This is a genomic window from Nostoc sp. (assembly GCF_036919575.1).
Lineage (GTDB): Bacteria > Cyanobacteriota > Cyanobacteriia > Cyanobacteriales > Nostocaceae > Nostoc.
This window is the reverse complement of the sequence record NZ_JBALBY010000018.1, coordinates 1-9,961: the sequence shown is the minus strand read 5'-3', so window position 1 is coordinate 9,961 and position 9,961 is coordinate 1. Positions and strand designations below refer to the sequence as shown.

Here is a 9,961-nt window from a genome sequence, read left to right as displayed (position 1 = left end):
TCATGTTTTGGCTCAAATGCCACTTATGAATCCAATTGAAATATCTGCATAATTATTTTTATTTGTCAATAACTTCTACTGGACTGGCTCTCTAGTCAGGAATTGTATACTGCTGAGTGTCAGGCGATCGCGGATTCTCCAACCATCTCTGATGCCGAACTCAAAAAGCTGCAAGACACAAGGGCGAAAACCAAAACTGAACGACATCAGCAGCGTAAGGCTGAATTATCCCGTCGCTACGAAATTGACGTAACCCCTGATTTGGTTGAGAAAGATGACGATGGGTGGTATCCTCAACTGAGAATGCACTACTATTTGACACTGGGGCGGGAATTTCTGACCAACCGTGATGCAAAACGGGCAAAAGCGCAGTTAGAGGCGGGAGAGAATTCGATTTGGAAACCGGATTTTAACAAGGGGCAGATGTTGCCATCGGTGCTGTTGTTAGAAGAACTGAATCTGTTGCAGTTGCTTACGCCTGGGGAACGGTTACGCTCTTCTGACGAGGCAATGCAGGAATTTAAAGCACTGGCACTAAAGCATCGGTATGTTATCAAAAATTACTTGAATGTTTCGATTTCTGAAAAACACACACCAATAGCGATCGCACAGAAACTACTTGACAAAATTGACTTGAAGCTGGATTACGTCGGTCGGCTTGGTTCACGAGACAACCGGGAGTGCGTGTATAAGTTTGTTGCCTCTGATGACGAGCGTGATTCAATTTTTGGGCAGTGGTTAAATCGAGATGAACTGTTTCTTAGTGAGTCGGTGTCAGTCACTAATAATAGTATAGGTGTAATATCTTGGGAACGTAGCGCTGGTTCTTGCTGTAAAAGTTGTAATATCGACTCAACCTGCTCTTTCAAATTTTGGCACTGAAGCGGTAAATCTGACATATTTAGCATCCTGACAATATTTACGTATATATTCTTAATATTTATTGTCTTGACGGCTCAGTATAATTATTGAGATATTTGATGCGGTTTGGCTGCTGGATATCACCTAACCCACAAATATAGCGTTTCCTAATCACATGAGATACATCTTAGCTCCCTCCTCGCTTGCTCTTAGTACAGAAGACCACAAAAAGGGTATGGAATTTAACAAGAAAGGCAGAGGGCAGGAGGCAGAAGGGAATTCTGATTCCTGCCCTCTGCCACGACCGAAGAGAGTAAGGGTTGAAGTCCCACACCCAAAATCTCTGATTTGGTGTCTTGCAATCAGTGTAGGTCTGAAGCCTACACTGCAAGAGCAAACCTTCTGCCTTCTGCCCTCTCCCTCCTGCCTTCTTCACTCATTCGTAGGTTGCGTAGAACATTCGTGTTACCCAACATCAAGTCTAAATATTTCCGAACCCCTTTTACGCTGACGTGTACTTAGGGGGTTGGGGTGGGGTTCTTATACCTCACAAAGTCCGAGGCATAAGAATTGACCTTAATTCATACTGCTATTATGCAACGCCGCATTTTATGGTAAGTGCCTTAGATATGCCTGCTGTATAAAATATCTATCTTTAGACATACTTTTTAAAAAATCCCTTGGTAGCCAGTACACCCCGTATGGTGGATTGACTTCAATATCTTTACAAATGTTATGATTTATATTATTCTAGTGTTATGATTTGTATTGTATTGTTAAGTTAAAAACTAGCAAATTTTTTGCTAGTTTAAGCTATTTTAGCTTAATTTAGGAGTATAAAGGCAATTCAAGCAATTTAGAAACCTTTAACACACACAACTGTTCCTTAATAAAGTTAAAGTTTTGTTACCAGTAACTCAGATATATTTAAAATCTGAATTTTTATAAGTTACTGAGGTATGTGTGTTAAATACTAAGCAGTAAGTTGACTGAACCAGGAATTCTACTGCCATTGTGAATAAAATGTACTGAATGAGTTTTGCAAAGTTTAACGGTCGGAAAGTTGCTAGAGACAAATATAGTGGAGTTATTGAAAAAGAATACATTCGTCAGAATTCAGGAGCGGAGCTGGGGATTGCTTTACCGAGGCGTCAGAATCAATACTTCGGGCGTCACGTAGACAAGACCGCCAAATCTACGATTTGGTGGGGGTCTAAAAAGAGTCTATTCAGCGTTCGACTGAGCGCTCACGCCGAAGTCTGCTTTTTCGGTCAAAATTCATTCTGACGCCTTTATTCTGTTTCAATAAAAATTCAGATAAACTTCCTAAAAGTCCACTATCATTCTGAACTAAATAGAATGTAACGAGTTTAGTGATACAAGGTTTGATACTAATGCTAAAAAACAGCGAACTAACAATTAATCAGGGTTCTAATCTCAAATTTAAGCTTGCAGATCAACTATACGATCAGTTTTATAGGCTAGAATTTTTTCGGAATCGTACAGTTGGAAAGCCATTAAAGTTAAACATAGTGGAATGAATCTGAATTAAGATGAATTTCACAAATTTAAAGTCAATAATCTACGTAATAGCCAGGTAAGTATTATGCCAATATCTTGCTAATCGGGCTATGTGGCTGGTTTGAGGTTATGCCAATTAAAGGTTAACCCGCCGAAAAAATTTACTCAAATGAATGGTGTTGTTTAATCACATTGCCAGTCAGCAATAAGCATTAGCTTTTTATTGAAAGCTGATTTTGTTCTGTCTTTAATCTGAAAGGATAAAAAGCATAATAGTTTGCTGGCATACATTCGGGTAAATCGGAATTATTTCGCAATGATTACGGAAATCTCACAACTTTTTGAATTTGGAATAGGGCAACAGACATGAATAAAGTTCAAGCATCATTTGAAGCTACGGAAGCTGCGTTTCACGTAGAAGGTTACGAAAAAATAGATTTTAGTCTTGTTTATGTGAATGGTGCATTTGATATTAAAAACAGAGAAATAGCAGATAGCTATGCGAAATTTGGTCGCTGTCTGACTGTAATTGATGCCAATGTCCATGAACTTTATGGAGAGCAGATCAGGTCATATTTTAGACACTATGACATTGAACTCACAGTATTTGCCATCATCATTACAGAGCCAGCTAAGACTCTTGCAAGTTTTGAGAAAATTATTGACGCTTTTTCGGACTTTGGCTTAGTTCGTAAGGAACCAGTCTTAGTCGTCGGTGGTGGTCTAATTACTGATGTGGCTGGGTTTGCTTGCGCTTCTTACCGTCGCAAGAGTAACTACATTCGTATTCCTACCACGTTGATTGGTTTAATCGATGCAGGTGTAGCGATTAAGGTAGCAGTTAATCATCGCAAGTTGAAAAATCGCTTGGGAGCATATCATGCACCTTTGAAAGTGATCCTGGATTTCTCATTTTTGAAAACCTTGCCAACGGCTCAAGTTCGTAATGGGATGGCAGAGTTGGTGAAAATTGCGGTAGTTTCTAACTCTGAAGTCTTTGAACTGCTATACGAATATGGCGAAGAACTGCTTTCGACTCACTTTGGACATGTGAATGCTACACCGGAACTTAAAGAGATTGCCCATAGACTCAACTACGAGGCCATCAAAACCATGCTGGAGTTAGAGACTCCTAACTTGCATGAAATAGACCTCGATCGCGTCATTGCTTACGGTCACACTTGGAGTCCGACCCTAGAATTAGCACCTCAGATACCGCTATATCATGGTCACGCGGTCAATATAGATATGGCTTTGTCTGCAACCATTGCAGCACAACGGGGCTATATTCCAACAGAGGAGCGCGATCGCATCCTAGACTTGATGAGTCGTATCGGTTTATCACTCGATCATCCTCTACTAGATGGGGATCTATTGTGGTATGCTACCGAGTCTATAAGCCAGACACGAGATGGCAAACAACGCGCAGCCATGCCGCGGCCTATTGGTGAGTGCTTCTTTGTCAATGATCTGACTCGTGAAGAACTTGATGCTGCCTTAGCTGAACATAAACGTCTTTGTGCTAGATACCCTCGTGGTGGGGAAGGGATTGACGCATATATTGAAAATCAAGAAGCCAAGCTTTTGGGGGTCTAAAAACATGACTAGTGTTTTAGGACGAGAAACTGCTAGGCCGATAACGCCACATAGTATCTTAGTAGCCCAGCTACAGCAAACCCTCAAATTAGCACAAGAGAGTAACATTCCCGTAGAGATATTAGATTCTCTGCGTCAGGGAGTTGAATTAGCAGCCGGTTTAGATCCCTACTTGGATGATTACACCACCCCGGAATCGAGCGCATTAACAGCATTGGCGCAAAAAACTAGCATTGAAGACTGGAGCAAACGCTTCAGTGATGGTGAAACAGTGCGCCAGCTAGAACAGGAGATGCTCTCAGGACATCTTGAAGGACAGACATTGAAAATGTTTGTTCACATGACCAAGGCAAAGCGCATTCTAGAAGTAGGAATGTTCACAGGGTATTCAGCTTTGGCAATGGCAGAAGCATTACCAAGCGACGGGAAACTCATAGGTTGCGAAGTAGATCCCTATGTCGCTCAATTTGCTCAAGCTTGCTTTGGTGAGTCTCCCCACGGCGACAAAATCGTTGTGGAAGTAGCACCTGCCCTAGAGACACTCCACAAGCTGGCTGCGAGAAAAGAAGTATTTGATTTTATCTTCATCGATGCGGATAAAAAAGAGTATGTAGAGTACTTCCAGAGCATTTTGGATAGTAACTTACTGACTCCCGACGGGTTAATCTGCGTGGATAATACTTTGTTGCAGGGACAAGTTTATCTACCACCAGAACAACGCACCGCCAACGGTGAAGCGATCGCTCAGTTCAACCGTGTTGTCGCCGCCGATCCTCGTGTAGAGCAAGTTCTGTTACCCATACGAGATGGTGTGACTCTGATTAGACGCGTTGTGTAATCGAGAGTTAGTCATTAGTCATTAGTCATTGGTACTAATGACTAAGGGACTGACAACAAATAAATTACCTAATATTGTGGGGTGGGCAACATGAGCGCCCGTATAGAAAGGCGGGCTTTTCGGCCCACCCCACAAGAAGTAGTTGATTATTTTTTATTTGTCGGTCGCTAATGACTTTGATTTCCCCACAGCGATGAAAACGAGCAAAGCAATGTTTTCATCGCCGTGGGATGAGTTAATTTCTTTATCTGTGCCTCAGTTTATCGTAAATTAAAATCAAAGAGCCTCAACAAGTTATCAATTTCGATTTAATCAAGAAACCCGCAAATATATTCTAAAAAGTATTTCTTACGACTCCGTTCGCCGTTTAAATTTAACCATAACAGTACATAGGAAGATGAATCATGCCAATACTTCGTATCCTTCATTTAGTTGGGTCTCCATACAATGATTTTTACTGTGAGTTGTCACGCAATTACGCCCAAAGCTGTCTGGTAGCTACAGCAAATCCATCGCTCTATGACTTTCTGATTGCATACATCACACCTGATCGCCAGTGGCGATTTCCTTCCTCTCTCAGTCCTGAAGATATTGTTGTCGCCAAACCGATGACTCTGTTAGATGCCATAGAGTTTATAACAGCACAAGACATTGACTTGATGTTGCCACAAATGTTTTGTATCCCTGGAATGACTCACTACCGGGCACTATTCGACCTGCTTAAGATCCCTTACATAGGCAATACTCCCGATGTCATGGCAATAACGGCTCACAAAGCCAGAACCAAAGCAATTGTCGCAGCAGCAGGGGTGAAAGTGCCTTTTGGAGAACTGCTCCGCCAAGGAGACGTGCCGACAATTGCACCTCCAGTAGTGATCAAACCCGCAAGTGCTGACAACTCTTTAGGGGTGTCCTTAGTTAAAGAGGCTAGTGAGTATGATGCTGCCCTGAAGAAAGCATTTGAATTTGCTTCGGAGGTGATCGTAGAAACATTCATTGAAGCCGGTCGAGAAGTCAGATGCGGCGCCATTGTCAAAGATGGGGAGCTAATCGGTTTACCCCTTGAAGAGTATCAGATAGACCCCCAAGCCAGACCCATCCGCAGCTATACTGACAAATTCAAAATACCAATCGAGGGCGACTTGAATTCAACTGCTAAAAATTATGTCCCAGGTTGGATTGTAGATATTAATGACCCGATCACCCAAAAGGTTCAGCAAGAAGTTAAGAAGTGTCATTTGGCTTTGGGCTGTCGCCATTATAGTTTATTTGATTTCCGGATCGACCCACAGGGACAACCTTGGTTCTTAGAAGCCGGGTTGTTTTGTATTTTTGACCAGAAAGCGGTGATTGCCTGTACCGCGAACGCAGTCGGAATTCCTTTAGATGAGTTATTTATGACGGCGATCAATGAAGCGTTGGGGATAATCTGATGTCCGGCAAATCACCAGCCACAGGTTCCACTATCATGTCACAATTACAACTATGAGAAAGCAGATTTTTGCAATCTTCCAAAACTTGGGCACTCTTGCATTATTAGCGATCGCATTTCCCTTTAACTGCACCGTTGTACTCGCATCGCTGCTGTGGAATTTTTTCAGCCGCCCGAATGCTAATCTTGTGGTTTTGAACGAGAATCCTAAAAATATCTTGATTGGTGGTGGTAGAATGACCAAAACCCTTCAGCTGGCGCGTTCATTTCACGCTGCTGGGCATCGAGTCATTTTATTTGATCTCGATAAATACTGGTTCAGTGGTTATCGATTTTCCAACGCTGTGGATGGCTTTTACACAGTTGCTGACTCCCAAGAAGATTTAGAAGCATATACTCAAGCCGTGCGTGCGATCGCCAAAAAAGAAAACATCGACTTTTTTGTTCCCGTAGGCATTTTCGCTGCTAGCTACTTTGACTGCGATCGCAAACCAGTGTTATCAGGCTATTGTGAGAATTTCCACTTCGATGCTGATACAATGAAGATGCTGGATAACAAGTTTACTTTTGCAGAAATTGCACGCTCACTCTCGTTATCTGTGCCAAAAACTTTCTTAATTACAGATTCCGAACAAGTTCTTAAATTCGACTTTGCCAACGAAAAGCGCAAGTACATTCTCAAAAGTATTGTCTATGACTCTGTTTTACGCTTAGATTTGACTAAGCTACCAATGGATTCTCCTGAAAAAATAGCGCTTTATGTCAAAAGTAAGCCAATTAGTGAAGATAACCCTTGGATATTGCAAGAGTTTATTCCTGGGACAGAATACTGTACTCACGATACAGTGAGAAATGGTATATTAACGGTACATTGCTGCTGTGAATCATCTGCTTTTCAAGTCAATTACGAAAACTTTGAACACCCACAAATTAAGGAGTGGGTGAGTCATTTTGTCAAAGAACTACAGCTGACTGGACAACTTTGTTTTGACTTCATTCAGGCGGAAGATGGGACGATTTATGCGATCGAGTGCAACGCTCGCGCTCACTCTGCAATTACAATGTATTACAACCATCCTGGTTTAGCGGATGCCTATCTTAGTAAAGAGCCTCCGGCTGAACCTCTGCAACCCCTGAGTGATAGTAAGCCTACTTATTGGCTTTATCACGAACTTTGGAGACTTAATGAGATTAGATCGTTAAAGCAGTTGCAAAAGTGGTTTAAAAATATTTGGCGAGGAAAGGATGCAATCTTTGAAGTTAACGATCCACTACCGTTCTTAATGGTACATCATTGGCACATTCCTTTACTATTACTCGATAGTTTGCGCTCCTTAAAAACTTGGGTGAGAATTGATTTTAACATCGGCAAACTCATACAGTTTGGAGAAGACGTAAAATATAAAACCTCTATCTCTGCAACTCCTAAGTGATAGTAAGCCTACTTATTGGCTTGAACACGAACTTTAGAGACTTAATCAAATTAGCTCGTTAAAGCAGTTGCAATTGTTTAAAAATATTTGACGAGGAAAGGATGCAATCTGTGATGTCACAATTATAACTATGAAAAAGCATATTTTTGTAGTGTTCCAAAACTTGGGCACTCTTGTATTACTAGCGATCGCATTTCCCTTAAACTGCATTGTCGTCTTAACTTCGCTACTGTGGAGCTTTCTTAAGCAACCATTCAGGAAGTCAATTGTTGTTAACCCCAATTCCAAAAATATCTTAATTGCTGGCGCTAGAATGACTAAAACCCTTCAGCTAGCGCGTTCATTTCATGCTGCTGGGCATCGTGTGATTATAATTGATATTGAGAAATACTGGTTAAGTGGCAATAAATATTCCAACTCTGTTGCCGGCTTTTATACCGTTCCCGATCCCAGCAAAGACTTAGAAGGCTACATTGAAACTCTACATGCGATCGCCAAAACAGAAAAGATTGACTTTTTTATCCCGGTAGCGATTTTTTCCGTCATCCACTATGATCAAGTCCAGCCACCATTACCAGACTGTGTAGAGTTTTTCCACTTCGATGCTGAGATCACGAAGATCCTGGATGACAAGTTTGCCTTTGCCGAAACAGCGCGATCGTTCGGTTTATCTGTCCCCAAATCCTTCAAAATTACCGATCCCGAACAAGTTCTCAATTTCGACTTTTCTCAGGAGAAGTGCAAATACATTCTTAAAAGCATCCCTTACGATCAAGTGCGTCGCTTGAATCTCACTAAGCTACCTTGCGATACAAAATCAGAAACAGCAGCATTTGTCAAGAGTCTCCCCATCAGTGAGGAGAGTCCCTGGATTATGCAGGAATTCATCCCTGGAAAGGAATACTGCACTCACACTACCGCGCGAGATGGAGAGTCAAGAATGTACTGCTGCTGTGAGTCATCCGCCTTTCAAGTCAACTACGAAAACGTTGATCAGCTAGAAATTATGCAATGGGCGAGTCATTTTACCAAAGAACTAGGAAAAACCGGGCAACTTTCCTTTGACTTCATCGAAGCAGAAGACGGAACTGTTTATGCGATTGAGTGTAACCCCCGTACTCACTCCGCCATTACTATGTTTTATAATCATCCAGGAGTAGCGGATGCCTATCTTGGTAAAGATCCTCTGGCTGAATCTTTGCAGCCTCTTGCTGATAGTAAGCCAACTTATTGGCTGTACCACGAAGTTTGGCGGCTAAATGAGATTAGATCGTTTAAGCAACTGCAAACCTGGGTAATAAACATCAGGCGGGGGAAAGAAGCAATTTTTGAGGTGAGTGATCCCTTACCCTTTCTGATGGTACATCACTGGCAGATTCCCTTACTCATTCTCGACAATTTACGAAGGCTCAAAGGTTGGATCAGAATAGATTTTAATATGGGCGAGCTTATAGAGTAATCGAGAAGAACTAGGGAAGAGCGAATCTCTTTTGCAAACGCTGTGCCATTCCGCTATGAGCAAATGGTTTTCTTTAAAATGTGTTAATTAAATCAATACCTCCTAATGATAATGTAAAGAAAGACAGCCCTAATATCGGTTTGCTTACTAAGCTAGAAAAGAATCTATCCAAACCATAAGTCTTTTTCCCGGATTTACTCACTACAACTTCATCTCCTGCAAGCAAATAAACCTCATTTGCACGGAACAAATGCTTACGGAAAAATAGCCAAAACAACGTCGCCCAAGGGATTACTGTATGAAAGAACCTCAATATCGTCCGATAACTACCACCAGTGCCTGCCCAACGCGAGATTCCTAACATGGTCACTCGCCCACTCATTGCTAACATGGCTATGATTATCTGGTTCAATTGCCGCATAGTTGTAGCGTTTATCTGCGGTAACAAGCATTGTAACAGTGATAAAATGTCCGGCATGGCCTGAAAAGTAGTTTTTGAGTTGTAGTTGTGAGAGACAATAACTCTACTACGGCAGCCCTACCTCTTCATACTCTTTTTTTGGCGAAGGTATTGGAATTATAAAGCCGTATTTTCCAAAAAAAACTACAAGTTTTCGTAATCCTGCTATCTCATCGACAATCGAACCTCGACGAGGATTTTCTTGTAGACTCTCTTACGTAGAGACAATTGCTTGTACTGCCCGTGCTGCCGATCGCAAGAAGGCGGGCGAAACAGCGCCATCGCTCAAAAGAAGAGATGGGCAATACAATTATTCCTTTGGGCAAGAGGTTCTTGCTGGAGGCTCAGTTGGGAATACTGC

At 41.8% G+C, this 9,961-nt stretch carries 6 protein-coding genes and 1 pseudogene; 6 read left to right on the top strand and 1 reads right to left on the bottom strand.

Annotated features, from left to right (window positions below; all coding sequences use genetic code 11):
* The first annotated feature begins 102 nt into the window (after positions 1–102).
* From V7K27_RS06400 to V7K27_RS06375, 6 genes are all read left to right on the top strand, one after another.
* On the top strand, positions 103–882 hold the full coding sequence (locus V7K27_RS06400) for a hypothetical protein (RefSeq protein WP_334945397.1): 780 nt from the start codon (positions 103–105) through the stop codon (positions 880–882).
* Positions 883–2,748: 1,866 nt separating this feature from the next.
* Positions 2,749–3,978, top strand: coding sequence for a sedoheptulose 7-phosphate cyclase (locus V7K27_RS06395; RefSeq protein WP_334945395.1), 1,230 nt, complete (start codon positions 2,749–2,751; stop codon positions 3,976–3,978).
* Between the two features lie 4 nt (positions 3,979–3,982).
* Entirely contained in the window at positions 3,983–4,816 is an 834-nt protein-coding gene (locus V7K27_RS06390) for an O-methyltransferase (protein WP_334945393.1), read from the top strand.
* Positions 4,817–5,220: 404 nt separating this feature from the next.
* Positions 5,221–6,249 carry a D-alanine--D-alanine ligase family protein gene (locus V7K27_RS06385; RefSeq protein WP_334945391.1) on the top strand — a complete coding sequence of 343 codons (1,029 nt, stop codon included), beginning with the start codon at positions 5,221–5,223 and terminating at the stop codon, positions 6,247–6,249.
* 52 nt (positions 6,250–6,301) lie between these two features.
* A complete protein-coding gene (locus V7K27_RS06380) occupies positions 6,302–7,681 on the top strand; it encodes an ATP-grasp enzyme (protein ID WP_334945389.1) in 1,380 nt (459 codons plus the stop codon).
* A 130-nt stretch (positions 7,682–7,811) separates the two neighbouring features.
* Positions 7,812–9,140 (top strand): ATP-grasp enzyme, encoded by a 1,329-nt coding sequence (locus V7K27_RS06375; protein ID WP_334945387.1) that lies wholly within the window; start codon positions 7,812–7,814, stop codon positions 9,138–9,140.
* A 76-nt stretch (positions 9,141–9,216) separates the two neighbouring features.
* On the opposite strand, the pseudogene V7K27_RS06370 reads toward V7K27_RS06375, so the two are convergent.
* A pseudogene (locus V7K27_RS06370) lies at positions 9,217–9,618 on the bottom strand (transposase); the annotation flags it as partial.
* Positions 9,619–9,961 lie beyond the last annotated feature (343 nt).

What these genes read in the sequence shown, in the direction of transcription:
- V7K27_RS06395 (WP_334945395.1), top strand. Translation starts at nt 2,749, where the DNA reads ATGAATAAAGTTCAAGCATCATTTGAAGCTACGGAAGCTGCGTTTCAC.
- V7K27_RS06390 (WP_334945393.1), top strand. Translation starts at nt 3,983, where the DNA reads ATGACTAGTGTTTTAGGACGAGAAACTGCTAGGCCGATAACGCCACAT.
- V7K27_RS06385 (WP_334945391.1), top strand. Translation starts at nt 5,221, where the DNA reads ATGCCAATACTTCGTATCCTTCATTTAGTTGGGTCTCCATACAATGAT.
- V7K27_RS06380 (WP_334945389.1), top strand. Translation starts at nt 6,302, where the DNA reads ATGAGAAAGCAGATTTTTGCAATCTTCCAAAACTTGGGCACTCTTGCA.
- V7K27_RS06375 (WP_334945387.1), top strand. Translation starts at nt 7,812, where the DNA reads ATGAAAAAGCATATTTTTGTAGTGTTCCAAAACTTGGGCACTCTTGTA.